Origin of the sequence: Streptodolium elevatio (assembly GCF_040649515.1) — a bacterium.
In the GTDB taxonomy this organism is placed as follows: domain Bacteria; phylum Actinomycetota; class Actinomycetes; order Streptomycetales; family Streptomycetaceae; genus Yinghuangia; species Yinghuangia elevatio.
On record NZ_JBEZFP010000015.1, the window covers coordinates 28,302 to 51,548 of the forward strand.

Genomic DNA, 23,247 nt, shown 5'->3' on the forward strand with positions numbered 1-23,247 from the left:
CGGGAGCCTCGCTTCTTCGGCTCATGCGGGCGATGCCGCGTCCGTGTCGAACCTCGGTGTCGTGCCCAGGTACTCGCCCACCTGCTTGACGAGCGTGTTCATCTCGAACGCGACCACGCCGACGTCGGCGCGCTGATCGGTGAGCACGGCCATGTGCGCGCCGCGCCCCGCCGCGGTGAGGAACAGGAAGGCGTCCTCCATCTCGATGAGCGTCTGGCGCACCGGACCGCCCTGGAACGTGCGGCCCACGCTGCGTGCCAGGCTCGACAGTCCCGACGCCGCGGCGGCCAACTGCTCGGCCTGGTCCCGGGCGAAGGTCTCCGAATGGCTCATGACCAGCCCGTCCTGCGACAACACGACCGCGTGCCGGGTGCCGGGCACCCGCTTGACCAGGTCGGTCAGCAGCCAGTCGAGCCGGCTGTCGGTGGCGGTGGTGGGCTGGGTGGTCATGGGCGGTCCCTCTTCGGTGGTTCGCTGGTGTGCTCGGCGGCCCTGGCCCGCTCGGAGGCGCGCTGGAACGCGGAGATCGTGGCGGCGGCCTGCTGCGGGGTCGGACGCGCCGGCGCGTCGGTGCCGTCCCCGTCGCCGTTCGCGGGCGGCTCGGGCTGCGCACGCAGCGGTGCCGCCAGGCTCGCCTGGCGCACCCGGCGGGGCAGCGGCTTGGCGCGTCCGCCCGGGGCGTCGGCTCCGGCGTGGGCCTCCCGGTCGGCCTGGGCGGGCCGCGGCACCACGGCCACGGGCACAACCGGGGCCAAGGGGCCTACCGGCACGGCCGGTTCCGCGGGGCTCGCGGACGCCCCGACGTCGGCCGCCACGGGTTCTCGGGGGCGCCCGGTCTCCTGGGCGTCCTCGGCCGCGTCGTGGGACGGCACCGGAAGGGGGACCGGTGCGCCGTCCGTCCGCGCCGCGTCCGTCGTTTCGCCGGAAGGCAATTCCTGCTCCTCGGGGTTCTCCGGGACCGGCTCGTCGGGCCGGCCGACGATCAGTTCCCTGGGCAGGAACACGATCGCGAGGGTTCCCCCGTACGGCGACGGCCGCAGCGTGACGCTGATGCCGTGCCGGTCCGCCAGCTGCGCGACGACGAACAGCCCGAGGCGTACGTCGTCGGCCAGCGCCACCATGTCGAACGGCCTCGGCGCCGCCAGTTCGGCGTTCAGCGCCGCGTATTCGTCCTCGCCCATGCCGAGGCCGCGGTCCTCGATCTCCACGACGAGGCCCTTGGCCACCGCCATGCCGCGCACCTCGACCGGTGTCTCGGGCGGCGAGAACTGCGCGGCGTTCTCCAGCAGTTCAGCGAGCAGGTGGATCACCGGGCCGACCGCGGCACCGGAGAGTGCGAGGTCGGAGGCCACGTGCACGTCGATGCGGCTGTAGTCCTCGACCTCGCCGACCGCGCTGCGCACGACGTCGACGACACGAACCGGCTTGCTCCAGCGGCGCCCCGGGTGGTGCCCGCTGAGGATGACGAGGTTCTCCTCGTAGCGGCGCAGGCGCGTCGCGAGGTGGTCGAGCATGAAGAGGTCCTCCAGGACCTCCGGGTCCTGGTGCCGGTTCTCCATCGCGTCGAGCGCCCGCAGCTGGCGGCCGACCAGCGACTGGGTGCGAAGCGCCACGTTGTGGAACACCTTGGCGTGCCCCGCGCGTTCGCGCGCCAGGCGGGCGGCGCCGTCGAGGGCGGCTCGCTGCGCGGCGGTGAACGCCTCGGCGACCTGCCCGATTTCGTCCTTGCCGTGCGGCATTGCCGGGAGTTCGGCTGCGGTGTCGACCTCCTCGCCGCGGCTGAGGCGCTCGATGGCGTCCGGCAGGCGGTTCTTGGCCACGTCGACGGTGGCGGCGTGCAGGCCGAGCAGCCGGCGGCGCAGCGACCGGGCGACGGCCCAGCACAGCAGGCTGACCACGACCACCACCAGCAGGCCGAGTGCGGTGATGAGCCAGACGGTCAGTTCCAGGTCGTCGACGCGCTCGCGCGAGTCCTGCACGATCGCGCCGGCGCGTGTGGTGTTCAGTTCGGTCAGCTGCGGGGACAGGGCGTCCAGGTTCGCGCGCCAGCCGGCGGCCTCGGGCGGGAGCGGGATCCCGGCGCCGGCCGAGGGGGCGCGTACCGCCGAGCCGAGCACGGCGTCCTCGACCGCGACCAGCAGCCGCCACTGCGGGCTCTCGGTGAGTGCCTGGAACGGCCCCTGGAACTCCGGTTCGAGGCTGGGCCGGATCTCCTCGGCGTAGAGCGAGCGGCGGGCGCCCGCCGCCTCGGCGAACTCGACGAACTCGGCGGCGCCGAGCCGACCGGAGGCCGCCGCGTACGTCAGGACCGCGTCCTCGCGCGTGATCATCTCGGTGGCGCGGAACATGTCGACGAGCGTCTCGGCCCGGGCGGTCAGGTGCCCGTCGGCGTCGATGTGCGACAGCGCGGCGAACGTCAGCATCTGCTTCTCGACGGCCGCGGTGTACGGCGCCAGCAGGTCGGCGCGGGTCCCCTGGCGCCGGTCGATCGCCGCCCGCACACCCGGCAGGCGGTCGCGGTCCTCCTGGATCGCGTGCGCGCGGTCCAGGACGTCGGAGTCGGAGTCCGCGAGCCCGCCCAGCACCCCGACGAACTCGCCCAGGGCCGCGTCGGTACGCCCGCGCACGTCCTGCAGCGCGGCGCGGACCGGATCGGACGGTGCCGCCAGCCACGCCGCGCTGAGGCTGCGCTCCTGCTGCATCTGGGCCATCACCGTGTAGGCGGGGAGGCCCGCCTGCGTCGCGATGTTGTTCTGGTCCTTCAGCTCCGAGGTCTTCGACCAGAGGTACTGCGTGGTGAAGCCCCACAGTCCGACCAGGGCGAGCGAAGGAACGATCGCGAGGACGACGAGCAGCGTGCGTATCGAGGAACGGCGCCGCTGCCGGTCGAGCCCGGTCAGCGCCCGGCGGGGGGATCTCATCGTCTCCCTAAGGGAAGAGTGCGGGCCGAGGGAAACGGCATGTGCCGGAAGAGTTTCCGGGAGTGCGGCCCGAATGTCCATATCCAGCACTGAGCACAATTTCGGTCATGTGGGGTCGGATTCGGTGACCGGGCGGGCGCGGCGACCGGGTCAGCCCGGCGGCGCTCCCACGCTGTTCCCCTTGAGCCGCTCCAGGTCCGCCGCGCGCACCTGGATGACCAGGGCCGCGACCACGGCGGCGACCACCGCGAAGGCGGCGGCGGTGATGAACGCGGCGGTGATCCCGTCGGTGAGCACCTGGTGGGCGTACGACGTCGGCAACTGCCCGGTGCGGTCGAACTCGGCGCGCTGTTCGGGGGTCGCCTCCCGCATGAACGCCGCCACTTGGTCGTCGGCCGCGTTCCGGCTTGCGGTGCCGTACACCGTGACAAGTATCGACAAACCGAGCGAACCGCCCACCTGTTGCGTCGCGTTGAGCAGGCCGGAGGCCGCACCGGTGTCCTGCTCCGCGACGTTCGAGACGGCCATGAGCGTCAGCGACACGAACTGCATGCCCATGCCGAGGCCGAAGACCACGATCGGCCCGAGCACGCTGCCGAGGTACGTGCTGTTGACGTCGATCTGCGTCAGCCAGGCGAGGCCGCCCGCGGCGAGCAGGGCGCCGGTCACCATGAACGGCTTGGGACCGTACTTGGGCAGCAGTTGCGAGGCGAGGCCCGCGCCGACCGCGATCACGGCGCTCACCGGGAGGAAGGCGAGTCCGGCGCGGAGGGGGCTGAAGCCCAGGACGTCCTGCACCCACAGCGTCAGGAAGAAGAACATGCCGAAGATCGCCGCGGCGAGGCACAGCATGATCGCGTACGAGCCGGACCGGTTGCGGTCGGCGAACATGCGCAGGGGCGTGATGGGTTGGCGCGTCTTGCGCTCGATCGTGAGGAACACCGCCAGCATGACGACGGCGCCCGCGAACGACGCCATGGTCAGGGTGTCCCGCCAGCCGTCCTGGGCGGCCCGGATGAAGCCGTACACGAGCAGCCCGACGCCCAGGGTCGACGCGAGCGCGCCGGCCAGGTCGAACTGCCCCGGATGTCGCGCGGATTCCCGGATCGCCCGCGGGGTGGCCAGCGCGATCGCGAGGCCGATCGGCACGTTGACGAAGAAGATCCAGCGCCAGTCGAGCCATTCGACGAGCATGCCGCCCGCCAGCAGGCCGATCGCGCCGCCGCCCGCGGACACCGCGGCGAAGACCCCGAACGCGCGGTTGCGCTCGGGGCCTTCGGTGAACGTCGTGGTGATCAGCGCCAGCGACGTGGGGGACGCGATCGCGCCGCCGATGCCTTGCAGGGCCCGGGCGGCGAGCAGTTGCCACGACTCCTGGGCGAGTCCGCCGAGCAGGGACGCCAGCACGAAGAGCAGGACGCCGAAGATGAAGACCCGGCGGCGTCCGAGGATGTCGCCCGCGCGCCCGCCGAGCAGCAGCAGGCCGCCGAACGTCAGCGTGTAGGCGTTGATGACCCACGCCAGACCGGTGGTCGAGAAGTCCAGCGACGTCTGGATGTGCGGCAGCGCGATGTTCACGATGGTGATGTCGAGGACCACCATCAGCTGGCACGACGCGATGACGAGCAGCGCGATGCCCTTGCGGCCGCCGCCCTCGGGGGCGGATGCCGCATGCGCGGGTGCGGGGTGCGGGCTCGTCATGGTGGTTCCAGGTGCTCTCGGCGCCGGGCTCCGGGCCGGGGTACGTGTGCCCCGGCCGCCCGTCGGCCTTTGCCGGTGGTCCGGCGGCAGCCTGTCGGCAGGCCGTCGGCCGTCGTCCGTGGATCCGGACTTGCGCCTTCATCGACCGTAACCCCGTGTCCCGGGTCTCGCCTCCCTGCGGACGAACGGGCGCGTCCGGGCGTTACTCCCGCGGGAGTAACGCCTGCTCGGAGGCGCCCCCGGCAGTAAGGCGCTTCTCCGTCGTCGGCCCGACGTTCCGCGGGCCGTCCGCCGGAAGCCTGGACTACCAGGAGTCCGACGGCATTCGCGGGAGGCGGGGCGGCATGGACGCAGGGACAGGCACCGGTACGGGCGGCGGAACCGGCGCCGGCACGAGGACGGGCGCGCCCCCGGGCGCGGGCGGGCGGCGCAAGGGGCCACGGCCCTGGGTGTGGGGCGTGCTCACGCTGTGGGTGGTGCTCGCGGCCGCGCTCGTGCCGCTCGCCGGCAAGCTCGCGGACGTGCAGGAGGACGAGGTCGTCTCGTACCTTCCGGCGAGCGCGCAGTCCACGGATGTGGCCCGCGTGGTGGCGGACATGCCCGGCGGCGACACCACCGACATCTCCGTCGTCTACCACCGCGACGGCGGTCTGACCGCCGACGACCAGGCGGCGGCGGGGGCGCAGGCGCGCGAGATTGCCGGGCGGTTCGAGACGGTGGGCGGCCTCGGCACGCCCGCGGCGTCGGCCGACGGGCAGACGCTCGTCTTCAACTTCCAGATCGCCGAGTCGGCCGGCGAGCCGGGCGACGTGGTCAAGGACGTCCGCGAGGTGACGGACCGTCATGCGCCGGGCCTGGACGTGCTGGTGGGCGGTCCGGGCGGCACCGACGCCGACATGGACGAGGTCTTCTCCTCGATCGACGGCACGCTGATGCTCGCGACGCTGCTGGTCGTGACCATCCTGCTGATCGTCACGTACCGCAGCCCGTTCCTGTGGCTGGTGCCGCTCGTCTGCGTCGGCGTCGCGGAGGTCGCCACGCGCGCGGTGGTCTATCTGCTGGTCGAGGTCGGCGACCTGACCGTGACCGGGCAGAGCGGCGGCATCATGACGGTGCTGGTCTTCGGCGCGGGCACCGACTACGCGCTGCTCCTGATCGCCCGCTACCGCGAGGAACTGCGGCGCACCGAGCGGCCGTTCGACGCAATGGCGAAGTCGCTGCGCGGCTGCGGGCCGGCGCTGCTCGCCTCCGCCGGGACGGTGGTGGCCGGCCTGCTGTGCCTGCTCGCGGCGGACATGAACAACCTGCGGGGTCTCGGCCCGGTCGGCGCCGTGGCGGTCGTGTGCGCGCTGGCGGTCATGACGACGCTGCTGCCCGCCCTGCTGGTGCTGCTCGGACGCCGGGTGTTCTGGCCGCTGATCCCGGCGCTCGGCAGCACGCCTCGCGTCAAGCGCAGCGCGTACGCCCGCATCGGCGCCTACGTCGTGCGCCGTCCGGTCGGCATCCTCGCCCTCGGCACCGTGTTGCTCGGCGCGCTGGCGATCGGCACCGTCAAGCTGCCCGGCGACCTGCACATGGCCGACAGCTTCACGGAGAAGCCGGACTCGGTCGTCGCCGCGCAGACGCTCGCCCAGGCGTTCCCCGAGCGCGCCAGCCAGCCGATCGCGGTGGTCGCCCGCACCGAACGCGCGGACGAGGCGCAGCGGGTCGCCGAGGACACCCAGGGCGTGGCCGACGTCGCGCGCGGGCGTTCCGCGGACGGCTGGACGGAGTTCGCGGTCTTCGCCACGGACCGGCCGGAGTCGTCCGGCGAGGAGGCGACGATCAAGAGGCTGCGCGGCGCACTCGGGGACGTCGGCGGTGCGCAGGCGGCGGTCGGCGGCTCGACGGCCGAGGGCATGGACAAGCACAGCGCGACCGCGCGGGACCAGAAGGTGGTGGTACCGCTGGTGCTCGCGGCGGTTCTGCTGATCCTCGTCATCCTGCTGCGCGGCCTGGTCGCGCCGCTGATGCTGGTCGGGGCCGTCGCGCTGGTCTGGGCCGCGTCGCTGGGGATCGGTGCGCTGGTCTTCGAGCCGGTGTTCGGCTTCGAGGGCGCGGATCCGGGACTGCCGCTGCTGAGCTTCGTGTTCCTGGTCGCGCTGGGCGTCGACTACGGCATCTTCCTGCTGCACCGCATGCGCGAGGAGGCGCTGTCGGGCACGCCGTCGGACAAGACCGTGGTGCCCGCGCTGACCGCGACGGGCGGCGTGATCGCGTCCGCCGGGTTCGTGCTGGCCGCGACGTTCTCGGTGCTCACCGTGCTGCCGCTGGTGATGCTGGTGGAACTGGGCTTCGTGGTCGCGGTGGGCGTGCTGCTGGACACCTTCGTGGTACGGACGTTCCTGGTGACCGCGGCGAGTTCGGTCCTCGGCCGACGGGTCTGGTGGCCGGGTGCGCTGGCGAAGGCGGACGCCGGGGCGAAGGGTCCGGACGGTCCGGACGACCCCGACCACACCGCACCGGGCGGCCGGGAAGACCCATCGCCGATGATGGCCTGATGAACCGGCATCTCCACAAGGTGGGCACGGCGAGCGGGGTGTCCGTCCCCAGCCGGACGGACACCCTGCTCGCCGTGGCCGTCGCGGTGCTGGGCGCGGCGGTCGCGATCGCCGCGCCCGGTACGCGCCCGACGGACCCGCTGGCCATCGTGCTGCTGCTGGCCGCGAGCGCGACCCTGCCGTGGCGCAGGCAGCGGCCCGGGGCGGTCCTGCTGCTCGTGCTCGTGCTCACCGTCCCGTTCCACATGCTGGACTACCGGCACGAGGCCGCCTCGCCGATCGCCCTGGTCGCGCTGGCGACCTTCTCGGCGAGCGTGGCCCGGGTCAAGGCGCTGGTCATCGGCCTGCTCGTGGTCGTGATCGTGCTGAGCATCATGGGCGTGCTCAAAGAGGGCGAGATCAGCGGCGACCACCTGGGCGCCATCGGCTGGGTGTTCTTCTCGGCCGTCGCGGGCCAGGCGTGGCGCTGGCACGCGGCCTACGTCGCGTCCATCATCGACCGGGCGGAACGCGCCGAACGCACCCGGGAGGAGGAGGCCCGCCGCCGGGTCGCCGAGGAGCGCGTACGCATCGCCCGGGACCTGCACGACCTGCTCGCGCACAGCATCACCCTCATCGGCGTGCAGGCCGGGGTCGCGGCCCACCTGGCACGGCAGCCGGAACCGGACCGCGAGGTGCTGGCCGCGGCGCTGGAGACCATCGCGGACGGCTGCCGGGCGGCGCGGGCGGAGGTGCGCTCGACGCTCACGGTGCTGCGCGACCCGGGCGAGGGGCCGGACCAGGGCGCGGTGCCGGGGCTCGCGGGGGTGGGGGACCTCGCCGAGTCCGTGCGCGGTGCCGGGGTCGACGTCCTCGTGGACGTGGCGCTGGACGCGGACGCCGACGAGGCGGCACCCGCGGTGGGCGTGGCGGCGTACCGGATCGTGCAGGAAGCACTGACCAACGTCGTGCGGCACGCACAGGCGTCGCGCGTGACCGTGGACGCGGTGCGCGAGGGCGGCGTACTGCGTCTGACGGTCGCCGACGACGGCCGCGGCGCGGTCGCCGGGTCGCCCGAACCGGCGGACGGGCCGGGCGGGTTCGGCATCCTGGGCATGGCGGAGCGGGCGCGCAGTGTGGGCGGCACGCTGACCGCGGAGCCGGGGAAGACCGGCGGATTCACCGTACGCGCGGTTCTGCCGCTTCCCGCGCCGATCGTGCCCGCACCCTCGACATCGGAGGCATCGTGACCACCCTGCGCGTCCTGCTCGCCGACGACCAGCACCTGGTCCGTGCGGCGTTCTCGATGCTCGTCGACTCGGCGCCGGACATGGCCGTCGCGGGCCAGGCCGAGGACGGCCACCGGGCCCTCGAACTCACCCGCGAACTGCGGCCCGACGTGGTCGTCATGGACATCCGCATGCCGGGCCTCGACGGCATCGAGGCCACCCGGCGCATCGCGGACGACCCCGACCTCGGGGACGTCCGGGTGCTGGTGCTGACCACGTTCGACGACGACGAGAGCGTGCTCGCGGCGTTGCGCGCGGGTGCCGCGGGGTTCCTCGTGAAGGACACCCGGCCTGCCGAACTCCTGGACGCGATCCGGGTGGTGGCGGCCGGCGACGCCCTGCTGTCACCGGGGCCCACGGCGCGCCTGGTGGCGCGCGTGGTCCGGCTGCCGGAGGCCGTCGCCGCGCCGGTGGCGGCGGGTGCCGCACTGGTCGCCGAGTTGTCGGCGCGTGAGCGCGAGGTGCTGGCGCTCGTGGGGCGTGGCATGAACAACGCCGAGATCGGCGGTGTGCTGGGCCTGAGCCCCCTGACGGTGAAGACGCATGTCAGTCGGATCCTGGGCAAGATGGGCATTCGCGACAGGCCGCAACTGGTCGTCGCCGCCTATGAATCGGGGCTGGTGCGGCCGGGGGAGCCGACGGCGCTGTGAGTGCGGGGCGACCGCCCGTCACGTGCGTGGCAGGTACGCCCGCAGGAACACCTCCAGGCCGGCGTCGACGATCCGGTCGATGTCGGCGTCCGGCATCGGCAGCGCACCCAGGTACGTCCGGCTGGACACTTCCGTGCCGGTCAGCAGCACGAAGTGCATGGCCGCGCGCCGCGGGTCGGTGATCTCCAGGAGCCCCCGGTCGCCGAGTTCGGCGAGCCTGCGGGCCAGCGCCGCGTTGACCGGGCGCGGCCCGGCCTCCTGCCAGGCCTCCAGGACCTCGGGCGGGAGGTGGCCCACTTCCGCCTGGATCTGGCGCACCAGCGCGAAGTGCTCGGGGAACTCGGCGCCGGAGGTCGCGTACTCGCGCGCGAAGGTGCGCAGGTCCGCCGCGAGGTCGGTGATCTTGGCGAAGTGCCGGTCGATCTGCGCGATGTGGGCGTCGCGGACGCGGGAGGCACTCTCCGCGATGACCGTGCGGAACAGCTCGTCCTTGTCCGTGAAGTGGTTGTAGATGGTGCGCGTCGAGACCCCGGCCTCCTTGGCGATCTCGCCGATGCTGCCGCGCGTGTAGCCGTCCCGCGCGAAGACCGTCAGCGCCCCGCGTACGACCGCCTGGCGCTTCTCCATCAGCCCGCGCCGCGGACGCACCGCCGCCTCGTCGATCCCGGTCATGCGTCCGCTCCTCGAAGAAAAGTGCAATGGCTGTTGTACTTCTTGCAATACACGTTGTACTTTACCTGAGTCGGGCCGCTCGGGGGAGCGAATCCGGACCGGAAATCAGATCTTTCTCGTCGTCCACTGGCAAAACTGACAAAGGAGACAAAAATGTCGGTCACCACTGCTTCCGCCGCCGCCGCGCCGCTCGCCCGCACCCCGATGCGCCTCGCCGTGATCGTCGGCAGCAACCGCGACGGACGCTTCGCGCCGGTCGTCGCGGACTGGGCCGTGGACCAGGCCCGCGGACACGGCGAATGGGACGTCGACGTGATCGACGTCGCCACCACCGTCCTCCCGGCCGCCATCGAGGTGCCGGGCATGTCCGAGTCGCCCGAGGTCGCGGCACTGGGCGCACGGCTCGCGGCTGCCGACGCGTTCGTCGTGGTCACCCCCGAGTACAACCACAGCTTCCCGGCCGCGCTCAAGCACATGATCGATCTCTTCCGCGACGAATGGCGCGCCAAGCCGGTCGGGTTCGTGTCGTACGGCGGTATGGGCGGCGGCCTGCGCGCCGTCGAGCAGCTGCGCCTCGTCTTCGCCGAGCTCCACACCGTCAGCATGCGCGACAGCATCAGCTTCCACGGGGCCTGGGAGCGGTTCGACGAGGAGGGGCAGCCGGTCGACGCCGAGGGATGCGCATCGGCGGCCAAGGGGATGCTCACGCAGCTGGAGTGGTGGAGCCGGACGCTGTCCGAGGCCCGCATGGCGCGTCCGTACGACGTCTGAGCCTGCCGGACCGACGCGAACCCACCTGCCTCCGTGCCCCGTGCGCCCCCACGCTTGCCTGCCGCCGCCGAGGAGTCCCCCCATGAGCCGCGCCACCAGCTCCGCGAAACCTTTGCCCGCCCCCGCCCCCGCTTCTGTCTCGACCACCAGCCGTGCCACGTACGCCGCGACGCTCGCCGTCGTCCTGTTCGGCTACCTCGTGCTCCCGATGTCCATGTCCGGCGCGACCGTCGCGGTCCGCCGCATCGGCGACGACCTCGACGCGTCGGGCGCGTCCCTGCAATGGGTCGTCACCGGCTACTTCCTCGCCGCATCGTCCTTCATGCTGGTGACCGGCTCGCTGGGAGACCTCTTCGGCCGCCGCCGCGTCTACCGGCTGGGCGCGGTCGTGTACGGGGCCGGCAGCCTCGCCGCCGCGTTCGCCCCGAACATCCTTCTGCTGGACGCCGCACGCACGCTGACGGGCGTCGGCGCCGCCGGCGTCATGGCGGGCGGCGGCGCGATCCTCGCCACCACTTTCACCGGCGCCGCACGGACGAAAGCCTTCGCGGCGATGGGCAGCTTGTCCGGCGTCGGCCTCGCGATCGGCCCGACGGCGGCCGGATGGCTGGTCGGATCGATCGGCTGGCGCGTGATGTTCGGCCTGTTCGGGGCCGCCGGCATCGCCCTGTTCGTCGGTGCCTGGGCACTCACCGAGTCACGCGCCACCGCAAAGCCGCGCCTGGACCGCGCCGGGATCGTGCTGTTCATCTCGGGCCTGGCACTGACCATGTTCGCGATCACGCAGGGCGCGCAGGCCGGTTGGGGCAGCGTGCGGGTGCTGGGTCCGGGGGTCATGGGACTTGCCCTGCTCGGCGCCTTCGTCGCCGTCGAACGCGGTGTCGCACGTCGTGCCGAACGGCCGCTGCTCGACCTGTCGTTGCTCGGCAACCGTCGCTTCAGCGGCTGGCTGCTCGCCGCGATGGCCGGCGGCGTCGCGTTCGGCGGCATGCTGGCCAACCTGCCGACGTACCTGCAAGGAGCCAACGGGCTGTCGTCCGGTGACGCGGGACTGGTCATGCTGATGCCCACGCTGCCGATCCTGGTCCTGCCGGCGATCGGCGGGCGGCTGGTCACCAAGGGCGTCCCGCCCCGCGCACTGATCACCTTCGCCCTGCTGCTGATGGCCGCCGGGAACGTGTGGCTGACAGTGCTGCACCCGGGCATCGGCGCCGCCGCGCTGGCCGGCCCGCTGGTGATGATCGGCTCGGGGCAGGGCCTGGTCGCGGGCGTGATCGACGCGCAGGCGATGAGCGCGGTGGAGCCGGAACGCGCGGGCATGGCAGCGGGGTTGCTCAACACCGTGCGCGGCAGCACCCAGGCGCTGACGATGGCGCTGTTCGGGTCCGCGCTGATCACGCTCCTCGAAGGCAGCCTGGGCTCCGCGCCGTCGGCCGCCCGGGTGGCCACCGGCGCCATCCCCGCCGGGCCCGAAGGCGCACACCTCGCGGACGCACTGACCGATGCGTGGCAGGTCATCCTGGTGGCCGTCGCCGTCCTCGTGGCCGTCGCCGCGGTGGCCGTCTTCCGCCTGCTGCGTCCGGCAGTTGCCGTGGACGAGAGTGCCGGGTCCGCATCGGTGACGGAGGGACCCGTACGCAAGGAGGCCCGCACCCCCGTCGGCGCGAACCGGCACTGAGCGCAAGGTCTCAGGAAGTCGCAGGAAGTCGCAGGAGCATCGCAGGGCCGGAGGCGCACCCCGCCCCCGGCCCTCGGCCGTTGCGTCAGTGGCCGTTCAGAGCCGCGTTGAACCCGTCCCGCAAGCTGTTGTACGCCTGCGCGATCGTGTACGCGGCGTTCTGGCACGTCTGCCGCGTCTTCGCCGAAGCCGGGTCCTTCGCACACCCGTTGGTGCGATACGTCGACACCGCCTTGGTGATCTTGGCGGCGTTGGCCCGCAACGTCGTGAAGTAGGCCGCCGGTTCGTGGCTGATCAAGGCCAGCGACTTCTGCACGGTCTCGTTGGCCTTGGTGGCGCCCAGCGCGCACATGTCGGTCCACATCGTCGGCCGCTCGGGCCAGCACTTGGCGCCTCGGGCCGAGCCGTACATGTCCTCCATGTCGCCGATCAGCGCGCGGGATTGCAGGTGGATGCTCTCCGCGTCCGGCGCCATCCGGCCCTTCGGCTCGGTGTTCCACGCCTGAAGCTCGGCCGGGAGGTCCGGCCAGGTCGGAGACGGGCTCGGGCTCGGGCTTGCGGAGGGTACGGCCGTGGTCCTGGACGCGGAGGCCTGGGCCGCGGGAGTTCCGGAAGCGGACGGGGTCATGGCCGCGCCGGTCGCCGGTATGCCGGTGGTCGCTGTACCGGTGGTGCTGTCGGCGGATGACGCGCCCGAGGCAGCCGTGTCGCGTGACGTGTCCCCGCCGCCCGACGAGCAGCCGGAGACGAGGGCGAGGGCAAGGACGACCGCGGCGGTGGGCAGGGCGAGGGCGGTTCTGGGCGCGGGCAATCTGCGCTCCTTCGGGTGAGGTCTCCGACGAGGTCATGCGGTGTGGGGCGCACAGTCAACCAGTTGGGGCCGCAAGGTGGTTCGAAGATCGGCAATCTTCGGCACGTACCATCAGGGCATGTCGGAAACAGTGCGTATCGCCATGATCAGCGGGAGTCTGCGGGCGGGTTCGGGGAGCACCGCGCTGCTCCAGACCGTTGCGGAGGTCTTCGAGCCCGAGGTCGTCGCGGCCCGCATGTACTTCGGCATGGCGGCGCTGCCGCACTTCAATCCGGACGACGACTTCGAGCCACTGCACCCGGCGGTCGCGGAGTTGCGCGCCGTGATCGAGGGCGCCGACGCGCTGTTGCTGAGCACCCCGGAGTACGCGGGCGATCTGCCGGGCTCGTTCAAGAACCTGCTGGACTGGACCGTCGGCGGCAACGAGATCGTGGACAAGCCGACGGCATGGCTGAATTCCGGCGCACCGGGACGGGCGGAAGGCGCGCATGCCGCACTGCGCACGGTGCTCGGCTACACCGGTGCGCGCATCGTCGAGGAGGCGTGCGTACGCCTGACGGTGTCGCGGGCCGCGATCGACGCGGAGGCCGGCACGGTCGCGGATCCCGGCGTACGCGAGGGGCTGCGGGCTGCCGTCGGCTCGCTCGTCGCGGCCGTGGCCGCGGGGCGGTCCGCGCCGGTTCTGCCCGGGGCGGGGAACCCCTGGTAGCAAGGGCCGTGGCGGCGCCGCGGGCTACGTGCGCGCGGCGGCGATGCGGCGGAGCGGCGGCTCGGTCTTGGGTGGCTGCTTGCGCGGCGGAAGCTCCGCCAGGAGCGCGGTGGCGGCCTCGGTGACCGTGCGCACGGCTCGCTCGAACGCCTCCTCGGTGCTCGCGCTGACGGACTGCACGCCGCTGATCTTGCGGACGAACTGGCGGGCCGCGGCCTCGATCTCCTCGGGCGTCGCGGCGGGCTCAAGGCCCCTGAGTGTGGTGATGTTCCGGCACATGGCCCCAGGGTAGGCACGTGGGCCGACGTATGGCCCTGACCTGCGACTCGGCATCACGAGTCCCGGTATCCGTGACCCGGTATCCGTGACCCGGCACCTGTCGCCCGGCACCCGTCGCCCGGCACCCGTCGCCCGGTATCCACGGCTCGGCACCCGCGGGGCCGCCCTGGGAAACGCCGCGCCGGGCTCAGCCCGCGACGGGCCCCGAGCTGTCCCAGCCCGGGGCGTGCTCGTGCGGGAGCACGCTGCCGGCCCGCACCTCCTCGCCGCAGTGCCGGCAGATCAGCACGGCCGCCAGGTCGTGGTCCCCGTGCCGGAACACCACCGGCGGCTGCTCGCCCACCCAGCGGTCGCCCCACGCGGCGAGCACCTGCAACACCGGTTGCAGGTCGCGGCCGGGCTGCGTCAGGTGGTACTCGAAGCGCGGCGGTCGGTCCTGGTACCGGCGCCGCTCCAGGATCCCGGCCTCTTCCAGCGCGCGCAGGCGGGTGGTCAGGATGTCGCGCGGCGCCCCGGTGTTGCGGGCGATCGCGTCGAAGCGGTGGTTGCGGAGCAGGATCTCGCGTACCGCGAGAAGCGCCCACTTCTCGCCGACCAGGGCGAGCGCGGACGCCACCGAGCAGGGCCGGCCGACCGTCCGCGGGCGGGCGATGCGCGAAGTCTCCATGCGCACAAGGTTGCCATTTCCAACTCACTGGCGCTACTTTCGGTCGTACTGCGAGTTGGATTTTCCAACTATGGAGGTCCGGCCGTGGATCAGGGGCGTCATCACCGTCCGGAAGGCGGCACACCATGACCGAGGCGTACATCGTCGACGCCATCCGCACCCCCGTCGGCAGGCGAAACGGCGGACTCGCGTCCGCGCACCCCGCCGATCTCGGCGCGCACATCCTCACCAACCTCGTGGAGCGGACCGGTGTCGACCCGGCCGCCGTCGACGACGTGGTGTTCGGGTGTCTCGACGTGATCGGCCCGCAGGCCGGGAACATCGCGCGCACGTCCTGGCTCTCCGCCGGACTGCCCGCGTCCGTCCCCGGCACGACCATCGACCGCCAGTGCGGTTCGTCGCAGCAGGCCGTGCACTTCGCGGCACAGGCCGTCATGAGCGGCACCGCGGACATCGTGGTCGCGGGCGGCGTGCAGAACATGAGCATGATCCCGATCTCCGCGTCGCTGCGGGCGGGACGCGAGTTCGGGTTCGACAGCCCGTACTCCGGCGCGCTCGGCTGGCAGAAGCACTACGGCGACCAGGAGATCAGCCAGTTCCGCGCGGCCGAACTCATCGCCGAGAAGTGGGGTGTCAGCCGCGAGGAGATGGAGGAGTTCGCGGTCGCCTCGCACGAGCGCGCGATCCGCGCCGAGAAGGAAGGCCGGTTCGCGCGCGAACTGGTGCCGTACGGCGACGTCGTACGCGACGAGGGCCCCCGCGCCCCCGACTGGGACAAGATCCGCTCGCTCCCAACGCTGCGCCCCGACGGCCGTATCACCGCCGCGCTCGCGAGCCAGATCTCGGACGGCGCCTCGGCGACCCTGGTGGTCTCCGAGCGCGCCCTGCGCGTCCACGGACTGACGCCGCGCGCCCGCATCCACCACCTCACGGTGCTCGGCGACGACCCGGTCTTCATGCTCACCGGGCCGATTCCGGCGACCGCCCGCGCCCTGGAGCGCACCGGTCTCACGATCGACGACTTCGACCGGATCGAGATCAACGAGGCGTTCGCGTCCGTGGTCCTGGCCTGGCAGCGCGAGACCGGCGCGGACCTCGACAAGGTCAACGTCAACGGCGGCGCGATCGCGCTGGGGCACCCGCTGGGCGCCAGCGGCACCAAGTTGTTCGCGACGCTCCTGAACGAACTGGAGCGCGTGGGCGGCCGCTACGGCCTCCAGGCCATGTGCGAGGGCGGCGGCATGGCGAACGTCACCATCATCGAACGGCTCTGACGCCCGCCGGTGAACATGCGCGACGGGCCCGCGCGGTCGTCGGGCCCGTCGCATCAACCGCCTGTCGCGGAACGTACGTTCGCACGTTCCGGCAGCAGGATCGTCCCGCCGACGCGCAGGCACAGGTAGAAGAAGTAGGCGGACGTCGAGACGATCACCGCCTGGCGGATCGCCTGCGCGCCGTGGCCGATCGCGTTGCTCGCATGGGCGAAGCCGAAGACGAGCGATGAGTACAGGTCCACCTTGCCCTCGCCGAACCCGCCCCTGCGGAACACCTGTACGCCGACGCCGCGGAACATCAGTTCCTCGCCGAACGGCCATGACAGCCGTCTGCCGGCGTTCGACTCACCTTCGTCCACGTGCGTGCTCCCTCCCTCGGCGCGGTGTCTCCCACGCCGGACCGTGGTCGGGCCGGACGGCTTGGCCCCGACGGTGTCAGCGAGGCAGAAATGCCTCATGTCCCATTTCATGATGAATGCCAAAGGATCGGGCAAATCGGTCCGAGGCGACCATGCGGCACGAGAGGCCCCTGCGGCCTCCTCCCCGCCGGGCGGGGCGCGTAGAGTCGGCCGGTGTGGAAGGGCTGTTGCTGAGGCTGTCGGCGCTCGACCCTGATGCGGAAGCCGCAGTCCGGGTGATCGCCTACTTCGACGCGCTGGTCACCCACGGCGCCTCCGCCCACGCGCTGGTCCGGGCCGCCGCCGCGCTGGCCGAGTGCCCGGCCGGATGGTCCCGGGACGACGGGACCTCGATGCGGTACGCCCCGGACGGCACCGCCCTCGGACCGCTCGCCGCCGCTCCGTCCCCGCTGCCCGCGAGCGCCGTCTCCGACTGCGGAACGGTCTGGCTGGAACGGCCCGGCACGCCCGCACCCCTGGACGCCCTCGTGCTGGAGAGGATGGCCGTCGCCGCCGCGGCCGTGTCACACGGCGGGGCCCGGCGCCGCGAACCGGGCGACCCCGCGCTGGTCGAACTCGTGCTGTCCGCCCAGGTCGAGCCGGAGGTCCGCATTCGGGCGCTGCGCCTGCTCGGGCTGGCGCCGGGGCGGCCGCTGCGGGTCGCGGCAGTACGCGGAACGCCGCCCGCGCCCGCGCCGCGACAACGCGCCGCCTCCGACGGGTGCGGGGCACCGCGCACCGTGGTCGACGGCGTGGCGGCGGTTTTGATCCAGCCGCCAGCGGACCGGGACACGTACACCGGCCCCACACCGGCGGAGGGCATGACTGTCGGGATCGGCGGCGCGGTGGGCGCCGAGCACGCCCGGCGCTCCTGGGAGCAGGCCCGCGTCGCCCTGCGGTTCGCGGACGCGGCCACGGCTCCGGTCGTCGAGTACGACGCTCTGGGCAGCCTGGCCATGCTCGCCGACCTGCCGGCCGAGACGCTGCGCAACCGCCCCGAACTGGCGGCTGTGGAGGCGTTCGCGCAACGCCCCGGCGGCGAGGCCGATCTGACCGCCCTCGCCGCCTTCTGCCGCTGCGGCTCACTGCGCGGTGCGGCGACCCGCCTGCACCTGCACCACAGTTCGGTCGCCGACCGGGTGGCCCGTGCGGGGGAGGCGCTGGGATGGGACCTGGCCGACCCGGCAGACCGCTTCCGCGCCACCTTGGCCCTCACCCTGCGCCGCCTCGCCCGCTCCTGACGGGCACCGACTGACTGGTGCCGACTGACTGGTGCCGACTGACGGGCACCGACTGACGGGCACCGACTGACGGGCACCGACTGACGGGTGCCGCCTGGACGGGCGCCGGGTGGTGCCTGTCAGATTCCGGGTCAGCCGAGCAGCGCCCTGCGCAGCACGGCGATCTCCTCGGCGCCCTCGCGCCGCGACACCTCGGCGTGCCGGGCGAGCCGCGAGGCGTGGAACGTGCCCGGGAACAGGTGGAGTTCGACGTTCACCCCAGCGGCCAGCAGGGCCTGCGCGTACGCGATGCCCTCGTCGCGCAGCGGGTCGAACTGCATCACCGATATGTACGCGGGCGGCAGGCCGGTCAGGTCGGTGGCGCGTGCCGGTGCCGCGTACACCGGGACGTCGTCTCCGCCGCGTCGGCCCGGGCCGAGGTACGCGTCCCAACTGATCTCCGCGTTCGGCCGGTTCCAGCCCGGGGTGTCGGTGAACGCGACCATGCTCGGGGTGCCCAGGCGGTCGTCCAGCTCCGGGATGCCCAGGTACTGGAAGCACAGCCGCGGCCCGCCGCGGTCGCGGCACAGCAGTGCCAGAGCGGCGGCGAGACCGCCGCCCGCGCTGGCCCCGTGCAGGGCGACCCGGTCCGGGTCGATGCCCAGCTTGCCGCTCGCCGCGACGACGGCGGTCAGCGCGGCATAGCAGTCCTCGAGCCCCGCGGGGTAGGGGTTCTCGGGTGCGAGCCGGTACTCGACCGACGCGACCACCACGCCCAGCTCGCGGCATATCTCCAGGCAGCCGGGGTGGTCGAGCTCGATCGAGCCGATGACGAATCCGCCGCCGTGCACGTTGAACACCAGCGGGACCGGCCCTCCCTCGACGCCCTGCGGGGTGTAGAGCCGCACCTGGACGTCGGGCGCGCCCTCCGGCCCGGGAACCGTCGTGTCCAGGACGTCGACGCCGGAGGTGTCGGGCTCGCCGAAGAACTCCGCGAGCCTCGACTCCATGCCGCGCATCGCGACCAGGTCGGTGAGCGGGGTGCCGGGCATCATCGCCACAGCTGCGGCGACCTCGGGGTCCAGGGCGTAAGCCATGTGTCACCTCGACTGCTGGGAGGGAAGCTCGCCGGGAGGGGAGCCTGCCGGGAGGGTACGGGCGGCCCGAGGCAGAGGGGGAGCCTCGGGCCGCCCCGATCTTCCCGCGCGTTCCGGCGGATGCGCAGCCGCCATGCGTCGGTTCATCGGTGCCGGTCGGCCGACAGCCGCGCGGGCAGCCGGGCAGCCGGGCAGCCGGGCAACCGGGCAACCGGGCAACCGAGCCTCAAGGTGGTGCCGAGCCTTGCTTCGTCCCGTCGTGTGACGTGTCCGGGGACTGTCGACCGCGACCTAAGCCACGGCAGGCATACCGTCCGTCCGGTGGCGTGCCATCCAGTCGGCGGCGAAGGCGACCGCGGGGATCAGCGGTACGAGTCTGGCGCGCGCGCCTCCGACGAAGCCTTCGTCGATGGGCAGGTGGTCCGTCAGTGCCGCCCCGATGCGGTCGAAGTCGGCCAGATCCAGGAGCACGTCCTCGTACGTGAAAGAGGGCTTGCCACCCTGATTTCGCCTGGTTGAGGCGCTCACCGAACCACCTGAAGCCCGCCGTACACGGGCGTTGAATGACGCCTCTGTACGGCGGGCCGGCAGGTGCGCGTCAGAGCTGACGCGCTCAGCGCTTCGTGTCGTTCTCCACGTAGCTGGAGAAGCCGCTCGGGCTGTCGGTCTAAATCTGGGTCCGCAGCACAATGCCGAGAGGCGAGCCGGTCGGGATGGCAGGAGAGTCGATCAGGTCGGCGGTCTTCAGCCCGTCGAGAACTGCAGCGGTGTGCGCCATCCATGACTCCCATTGTTCGGCGAGAACCGGCGCTCGCACGGTAGTTGCTGCCGGTACGGATGACCGATTGCGGCGCGCGTCCGGGCCACTACTCCTCGCGGGGCGGACACTGTGTTTCGCCGTCACGGCCCTGAAGTCGTACGCCCGGCGGTGCCGACCCTGTGCTCGAATCGGTGGAACACGGCATGGAGGAGAGCCAGAAGTAGCGCGAAGGCCGGTAGCCACGCGAGCCGTTCGAGTACCCAGAGGGGATGGTCGGGCGCGGTGTGCAGCCCGGGCAGGGCACCGGCCGAGCGGAGCGACACCGTGACGGTCATCATCGCCGTCTGGTGCCACAGGAACACCGTCATCGCCGACAGGTTCGCGAACGCGACCGCCGCCCACAGGCCGGGGCGCCGCATGACCCGGCCCAGCGGCTCGCGTATCAGCAGGGCCAGTCCGACCTGGGCGAGACCGAAGGCCACGGCCGCGAGGGTGGGCGGGTTCAGGTTCGACACCGCGGCGCCGGGCACGCCGACCATGCTCGCCGGGTAGCCCGCGGCCAGGACCAGCGCGACGGTCGCGGACACCCCGCCCACGAGCAGCGCGTACGCCGTCCGCCGACCCTTGAACGCGCCGTGTGCCCAGGCCACGCCGAGGAAGTACGGGACCAGCCAGCCGGCCAGGATGTTGGTCCAGCCCAGCCACGCCGGGCCGTCCCCCGCGAAGCGGCCCGCGTCCACGGTCGCGACGAGGCCGACGAGCAGCGCGAGGCCGGACCAGCGGGTGCGCCGCCACAACGCGGCCACGGCCGGTGTGAGTGCGGTCAGTGCGGCGTACACGACCAGGAACCACAGCGGGCTGAAGACCAGTTTGACCATGCTGCGCAGGGTGCCGAGGTCCAGGCCGGCCCAGGTCAGGACGCTGATCGCGGCCGCCCAGGCGCCGAGCAGCACGAGCGCGGGGCGGAACAGGCGGCCCATGCGGGCGCGTACCCAGGTGCCGTAGGGGACTTCGCCGCCACGCAGGCTCAGCGCTCCGGAGTATCCGCCGACCAGGAAGAACACCGCGAGCGTCTGCAGCACCCAGCTGACCGGGGTGAAGGCGGGCATGCCGGCGAGCGGGCTGCGTACGCCCAGGCCGTCCCCGGTGTCGACGAATGCGGTCACCAGCCAGTGGCCGAGGACGACGCCGGCGATGGCGATCGCGCGCAGTGCGTCCGCGGCACGGTCGCGGTGCGGGGGAGTTGCGGCGTCGATCCGGTACGCGGCGGCGGTCCAACTCCCGCGTGTCGTCCGGTGCTTCTCAACGGTAGTCGGCACGGCCAACCTCCGATTCGCGTCCGAGGGCGATGCGGGCGAGGTTCCGCAGCGAGGCGGTGCCCGGCTTGAAGTAGTCGCTGTGGCCCACCGATCCGGCGTCGAACACGCGCGCGTGGTAGCCCCGGGAGACCGGATCGGCACCGAAGCCGAACCCCAACAGGCTTGCGTGCGGAACGAGTTGGATCCAGTCGTGGGATCCGCGTCCGGCCCAGACCCGGGCGTCGGTGTGGAGGTCCTCGGCTTCGTCGACGCCGGTCCCGGGGCTCCCGAAGAAGGCGATGTCGTCGACTGACGGGCCGTCCGCGGCTTTCGCGCAGACGACGCTGCCGTAGCTGTGGCACAACAGGGCGACGGAGGCGGCGGGGTTCAGCGTGCGGAGCTCCGCCACCAGGCCTTCGAGGCGGTGCGAGCCGCCGATGGCGCGGCCGTCGGTGAGGATTGCCGGGCTCAGCGAGGCGGGTGCGGCGTAGCCGAGCCAGGCCACGACGGCGACGTCGGTGTCCGGTGCCTCGGCGCGGATCTGCCCGGCCAGCGCCCGGGCGCCTCCACCGGCGAACTTGCGGGAGTCGAAGTTCGTGACGCGCCCGTCCGCACCGGGCACCACCACCGCGATGCGTTCCGCACTCGCGAGATCCCCGAATACCTCGACCACCCGGCCCGACCCCCGCGCGTCGAAGGACAGAAACTGCCGTCCGGGGGCGAGCAGATCCGCCAGAGACCGCCGCATGGCGCTGTCATGGACGCGGGTGGCGGTCTCCCAGGCGCGGGCGATGTCGTGGCGTACGGCGCCGTAGCGTGCGTCGAGGCTCGCACCGGGGTTCGTGCCGACGCTCGTGCCGAGGGGGACGGCCGCCGTGGGCGCCGCGTACGGATCGCCCGACGGAGCCGCGGCCGTCGTCAACGCCACAGCCGCGGCCGCCAGGGTCGCGGCCAGTGCGGACCGGATACGACGACGTGCCGAAGCCATACGAATCCCTCCTGGTCATCCGGGTGTTGCCGGTTGATCAGGAAGCTATGAAGGCGGCGTTGTAGCCCGAATCGCGCCGAAGAGCGGTCTGTGCGCGTAGTACCGAGGTATGACAGGGGTGAGGGTCGGCGCGAGGAACCCGAGCAGGCGACCGGAAGCAGGCGACCGAGACCAACGGACTTCCGCACCAACGGGATGGTCGGGCACCATGGGGGGAGTACCGCTGGAAGGAGGCCACATGGCCGACGGGAAGCACCGGGGACCGCCCGCACCGATCCAGCCCATGCCGACACCGCCGCCGCCACCGCCCTCGGACAGCAGGCAGCCACCGACCGACCCGGGACACGGCAAGTGACGTTGGAACGCTCGCAGTTCGTCCCGGATCGGGTGTGGCCGTTCGATCCGGGGAGTCAGACATACGGGTCGGTCGTCGACCGGGCGGCCGACCCGCGGCGGTGGACCGAACTGGTCGGCGCCGACGTACAACTCGTCACGCAGTGGGACGACGGCGGGCATGACGGCGGTGCGGAGCCGGGCCGCGTACCGTCCTCGTCCGCGTCGATGCCCACGGTCGTACGCGCGATGCTGCGGGCCCTGGATCCCCGTCCCGGCGGCCACTACCTCGAAGTCGGAACGGGCACGGGCGAGACCGCCGCCCGGCTCGCCCGCGCGGTCGGCCCGGAAGGGTCGGTCACCTCACTCGAGATCGACGCCAAGCTCGCCGCCGGCGCTCGCGCCAACCTGGAGCGGGCGGGCGTCCGCAACGTGAAGGTGATCCACACGGACGCCTGGCACGGCCGGCCGGAGGGAGCGCCCTACGACGGAGTGCACGTCACGTGCGGCGTACGTCGGATCCCGTCGGCGTGGGTCACCCAGTGCGTTCCGGGCGCGCGCATCGTCGCCCCGTGGGGCACGGACTTCACGCCCCACGACTGGCTGCTGACCCTCGAAGTGGCCGCGGACGGAAGCGCCTCCGGCCGCTTCGGCATGGGCCTGTCCTTCATGAAGATGCGCGCCCAACGCCGCGCGCACCCCGACCACGACGCGTACGCACCGCCCGGATGGCTCGACCGCGCGCGCCGCCGCGAGACGGAACTGACCGGCGCCGAGGCCCGGTCGACCGCCATCGGGGACGCCGCCCTCGCCATCGGCCTGCAAGTCCCGGACTGTACACAGCACTACGCCGCCACGGACGACGCGGTCACCGTCTGGCTGTACTCGCTCACGGACAACTCCATGGCCGCGGCGGGGTTCGCCGACGGCATGGTGTCCCAAGCCGCCCAGTCAGGTCCGCGGTCGCTGTGGGACGAACTCGAAGCTGCCTGGCATCGCTGGCTCGCCCACGGCAGACCCGCGTCCCACCAGTTCGGCCTGACCGTCGACGCCCAAGGGCAACGCCCTTGGCTCGCCCCCGAAAACGGGCGACGAATCCCCATCGGCCCCCAGCCGACCTGAGGCTCACAAACAGCGGCGTGCCGGACCCGGACGCCGGCATGGTCGACGGGGTGACGGGCCTTGTGGTCCGTCACCCCGGTACACCGTCTC

The 23,247-nt window shown here is 72.6% G+C and carries 21 protein-coding genes; 9 read left to right on the forward strand and 12 right to left on the reverse strand.

Annotated features, from left to right (window positions below; all coding sequences use genetic code 11):
• Window positions 1-21: 21 nt before the first annotated feature.
• From AB0C36_RS08470 to AB0C36_RS08480, 3 genes are all read right to left on the reverse strand, one after another.
• Window positions 22-450, reverse strand: a complete 429-nt coding sequence (locus AB0C36_RS08470; RefSeq protein WP_358351142.1) for a roadblock/LC7 domain-containing protein — start codon at window positions 448-450, stop codon at window positions 22-24.
• A complete protein-coding gene (locus tag AB0C36_RS08475; RefSeq protein ID WP_358351145.1) occupies window positions 447-2,921 on the reverse strand; it encodes a sensor histidine kinase in 2,475 nt (824 codons plus the stop codon). Before AB0C36_RS08475 ends, AB0C36_RS08470 begins: the two co-directional genes overlap by 4 nt.
• A gap of 150 nt (window positions 2,922-3,071) precedes the next feature.
• A complete protein-coding gene (locus AB0C36_RS08480) occupies window positions 3,072-4,622 on the reverse strand; it encodes an MFS transporter (RefSeq protein WP_358351148.1) in 1,551 nt (516 codons plus the stop codon).
• Between the two features lie 344 nt (window positions 4,623-4,966).
• Between AB0C36_RS08480 and AB0C36_RS08485 the strand changes: the two genes are divergently transcribed.
• The 3 genes from AB0C36_RS08485 to AB0C36_RS08495 are packed head-to-tail and all read left to right on the forward strand — an operon-like array spanning window position 4,967 to window position 9,080.
• Window positions 4,967-7,162, forward strand: a complete 2,196-nt coding sequence (locus AB0C36_RS08485; protein ID WP_358351151.1) for an MMPL family transporter — start codon at window positions 4,967-4,969, stop codon at window positions 7,160-7,162.
• The gene (locus AB0C36_RS08490) at window positions 7,162-8,391 is read left to right on the forward strand and encodes a sensor histidine kinase (protein WP_358351154.1); all 1,230 of its coding nucleotides are present in this window, start codon (window positions 7,162-7,164) and stop codon (window positions 8,389-8,391) included. The genes AB0C36_RS08485 and AB0C36_RS08490 overlap by 1 nt, the downstream gene beginning before the upstream one ends.
• Window positions 8,388-9,080, forward strand: a complete 693-nt coding sequence (locus tag AB0C36_RS08495) for a response regulator transcription factor (RefSeq protein WP_358351157.1) — start codon at window positions 8,388-8,390, stop codon at window positions 9,078-9,080. Before AB0C36_RS08490 ends, AB0C36_RS08495 begins: the two co-directional genes overlap by 4 nt.
• An 18-nt stretch (window positions 9,081-9,098) precedes the next feature.
• Here AB0C36_RS08495 and AB0C36_RS08500 read toward each other — a convergent pair whose 3' ends face one another.
• Window positions 9,099-9,752, reverse strand: a complete 654-nt coding sequence (locus AB0C36_RS08500) for a TetR/AcrR family transcriptional regulator (RefSeq protein WP_358351160.1) — start codon at window positions 9,750-9,752, stop codon at window positions 9,099-9,101.
• 153 nt (window positions 9,753-9,905) lie between these two features.
• Here AB0C36_RS08500 and AB0C36_RS08505 point away from each other — a divergent pair, with 153 nt between their 5' ends.
• Complete coding sequence (locus tag AB0C36_RS08505) at window positions 9,906-10,523, forward strand: NADPH-dependent FMN reductase (RefSeq protein WP_358351163.1); 618 nt, start codon at window positions 9,906-9,908, stop codon at window positions 10,521-10,523.
• A gap of 82 nt (window positions 10,524-10,605) precedes the next feature.
• On the forward strand, window positions 10,606-12,201 hold the full coding sequence (locus AB0C36_RS08510) for an MFS transporter (protein ID WP_358351166.1): 1,596 nt from the start codon (window positions 10,606-10,608) through the stop codon (window positions 12,199-12,201).
• 85 nt (window positions 12,202-12,286) lie between these two features.
• On the opposite strand, the gene AB0C36_RS08515 is transcribed toward AB0C36_RS08510, so the two are convergent.
• Entirely contained in the window at window positions 12,287-13,012 is a 726-nt protein-coding gene (locus AB0C36_RS08515) for a hypothetical protein (protein ID WP_358351168.1), read from the reverse strand.
• A gap of 118 nt (window positions 13,013-13,130) precedes the next feature.
• On the opposite strand from AB0C36_RS08515, the gene AB0C36_RS08520 reads away from it, so the two are divergent.
• Window positions 13,131-13,721, forward strand: a complete 591-nt coding sequence (locus AB0C36_RS08520) for an NADPH-dependent FMN reductase (RefSeq protein WP_358351170.1) — start codon at window positions 13,131-13,133, stop codon at window positions 13,719-13,721.
• Window positions 13,722-13,745: 24 nt separating this feature from the next.
• Here the strand turns inward: AB0C36_RS08520 and AB0C36_RS08525 are convergent, their stop codons facing one another.
• Together AB0C36_RS08525 and AB0C36_RS08530 are read right to left on the reverse strand one after the other, a co-directional pair.
• On the reverse strand, window positions 13,746-14,000 hold the full coding sequence (locus AB0C36_RS08525) for a DUF2277 domain-containing protein (RefSeq protein ID WP_358351171.1): 255 nt from the start codon (window positions 13,998-14,000) through the stop codon (window positions 13,746-13,748).
• Window positions 14,001-14,187: 187 nt separating this feature from the next.
• Window positions 14,188-14,667, reverse strand: a complete 480-nt coding sequence (locus AB0C36_RS08530) for a winged helix-turn-helix transcriptional regulator (RefSeq protein WP_358351174.1) — start codon at window positions 14,665-14,667, stop codon at window positions 14,188-14,190.
• A 125-nt stretch (window positions 14,668-14,792) separates the two neighbouring features.
• On the opposite strand from AB0C36_RS08530, the gene AB0C36_RS08535 reads away from it, so the two are divergent.
• On the forward strand, window positions 14,793-15,941 hold the full coding sequence (locus tag AB0C36_RS08535; protein ID WP_358351177.1) for an acetyl-CoA C-acetyltransferase: 1,149 nt from the start codon (window positions 14,793-14,795) through the stop codon (window positions 15,939-15,941).
• A gap of 53 nt (window positions 15,942-15,994) precedes the next feature.
• Here the strand turns inward: AB0C36_RS08535 and AB0C36_RS08540 are convergent, their stop codons facing one another.
• The gene (locus AB0C36_RS08540; RefSeq protein WP_358351180.1) at window positions 15,995-16,300 is read right to left on the reverse strand and encodes a CPBP family glutamic-type intramembrane protease; all 306 of its coding nucleotides are present in this window, start codon (window positions 16,298-16,300) and stop codon (window positions 15,995-15,997) included.
• Window positions 16,301-16,515: 215 nt separating this feature from the next.
• Here AB0C36_RS08540 and AB0C36_RS08545 point away from each other — a divergent pair, with 215 nt between their 5' ends.
• The gene (locus AB0C36_RS08545) at window positions 16,516-17,580 is read left to right on the forward strand and encodes a PucR family transcriptional regulator (RefSeq protein ID WP_358351183.1); all 1,065 of its coding nucleotides are present in this window, start codon (window positions 16,516-16,518) and stop codon (window positions 17,578-17,580) included.
• Window positions 17,581-17,711: 131 nt separating this feature from the next.
• On the opposite strand, the gene AB0C36_RS08550 is transcribed toward AB0C36_RS08545, so the two are convergent.
• The 4 genes from AB0C36_RS08550 to AB0C36_RS08565 all read right to left on the reverse strand — a co-directional run bounded on the left by AB0C36_RS08550 (window position 17,712) and on the right by AB0C36_RS08565 (window position 21,702).
• Window positions 17,712-18,656, reverse strand: a complete 945-nt coding sequence (locus tag AB0C36_RS08550) for an alpha/beta hydrolase (RefSeq protein WP_358351186.1) — start codon at window positions 18,654-18,656, stop codon at window positions 17,712-17,714.
• A gap of 291 nt (window positions 18,657-18,947) precedes the next feature.
• Entirely contained in the window at window positions 18,948-19,184 is a 237-nt protein-coding gene (locus AB0C36_RS08555) for an AAC(3) family N-acetyltransferase (RefSeq protein WP_358351189.1), read from the reverse strand.
• 372 nt (window positions 19,185-19,556) lie between these two features.
• Entirely contained in the window at window positions 19,557-20,735 is a 1,179-nt protein-coding gene (locus tag AB0C36_RS08560; protein WP_358351192.1) for an acyltransferase family protein, read from the reverse strand.
• The gene (locus tag AB0C36_RS08565; protein ID WP_358351194.1) at window positions 20,719-21,702 is read right to left on the reverse strand and encodes an alpha/beta hydrolase; all 984 of its coding nucleotides are present in this window, start codon (window positions 21,700-21,702) and stop codon (window positions 20,719-20,721) included. Before AB0C36_RS08565 ends, AB0C36_RS08560 begins: the two co-directional genes overlap by 17 nt.
• 351 nt (window positions 21,703-22,053) lie before the next feature.
• Between AB0C36_RS08565 and AB0C36_RS08570 the strand changes: the two genes are divergently transcribed.
• A complete protein-coding gene (locus AB0C36_RS08570) occupies window positions 22,054-23,157 on the forward strand; it encodes a protein-L-isoaspartate O-methyltransferase family protein (RefSeq protein ID WP_358351197.1) in 1,104 nt (367 codons plus the stop codon).
• The last annotated feature ends 90 nt before the right edge of the window (window positions 23,158-23,247 follow it).

Bases quoted from the DNA above. Each gene is read 5' to 3' on its own strand.
- AB0C36_RS08535 (WP_358351177.1), top strand. From the start codon at position 14,793: ATGACCGAGGCGTACATCGTCGACGCCATCCGCACCCCCGTCGGCAGG.
- AB0C36_RS08505 (WP_358351163.1), top strand. From the start codon at position 9,906: ATGTCGGTCACCACTGCTTCCGCCGCCGCCGCGCCGCTCGCCCGCACC.
- AB0C36_RS08490 (WP_358351154.1), top strand. From the start codon at position 7,162: ATGAACCGGCATCTCCACAAGGTGGGCACGGCGAGCGGGGTGTCCGTC.
- AB0C36_RS08520 (WP_358351170.1), top strand. From the start codon at position 13,131: ATGTCGGAAACAGTGCGTATCGCCATGATCAGCGGGAGTCTGCGGGCG.
- AB0C36_RS08550 (WP_358351186.1), bottom strand. From the start codon at position 18,656: ATGGCTTACGCCCTGGACCCCGAGGTCGCCGCAGCTGTGGCGATGATG.
- AB0C36_RS08530 (WP_358351174.1), bottom strand. From the start codon at position 14,667: ATGGAGACTTCGCGCATCGCCCGCCCGCGGACGGTCGGCCGGCCCTGC.
- AB0C36_RS08480 (WP_358351148.1), bottom strand. From the start codon at position 4,622: ATGACGAGCCCGCACCCCGCACCCGCGCATGCGGCATCCGCCCCCGAG.
- AB0C36_RS08470 (WP_358351142.1), bottom strand. From the start codon at position 450: ATGACCACCCAGCCCACCACCGCCACCGACAGCCGGCTCGACTGGCTG.
- AB0C36_RS08510 (WP_358351166.1), top strand. From the start codon at position 10,606: ATGAGCCGCGCCACCAGCTCCGCGAAACCTTTGCCCGCCCCCGCCCCC.
- AB0C36_RS08500 (WP_358351160.1), bottom strand. From the start codon at position 9,752: ATGACCGGGATCGACGAGGCGGCGGTGCGTCCGCGGCGCGGGCTGATG.
- AB0C36_RS08565 (WP_358351194.1), bottom strand. From the start codon at position 21,702: ATGGCTTCGGCACGTCGTCGTATCCGGTCCGCACTGGCCGCGACCCTG.
- AB0C36_RS08525 (WP_358351171.1), bottom strand. From the start codon at position 14,000: ATGTGCCGGAACATCACCACACTCAGGGGCCTTGAGCCCGCCGCGACG.
- AB0C36_RS08485 (WP_358351151.1), top strand. From the start codon at position 4,967: ATGGACGCAGGGACAGGCACCGGTACGGGCGGCGGAACCGGCGCCGGC.
- AB0C36_RS08475 (WP_358351145.1), bottom strand. From the start codon at position 2,921: ATGAGATCCCCCCGCCGGGCGCTGACCGGGCTCGACCGGCAGCGGCGC.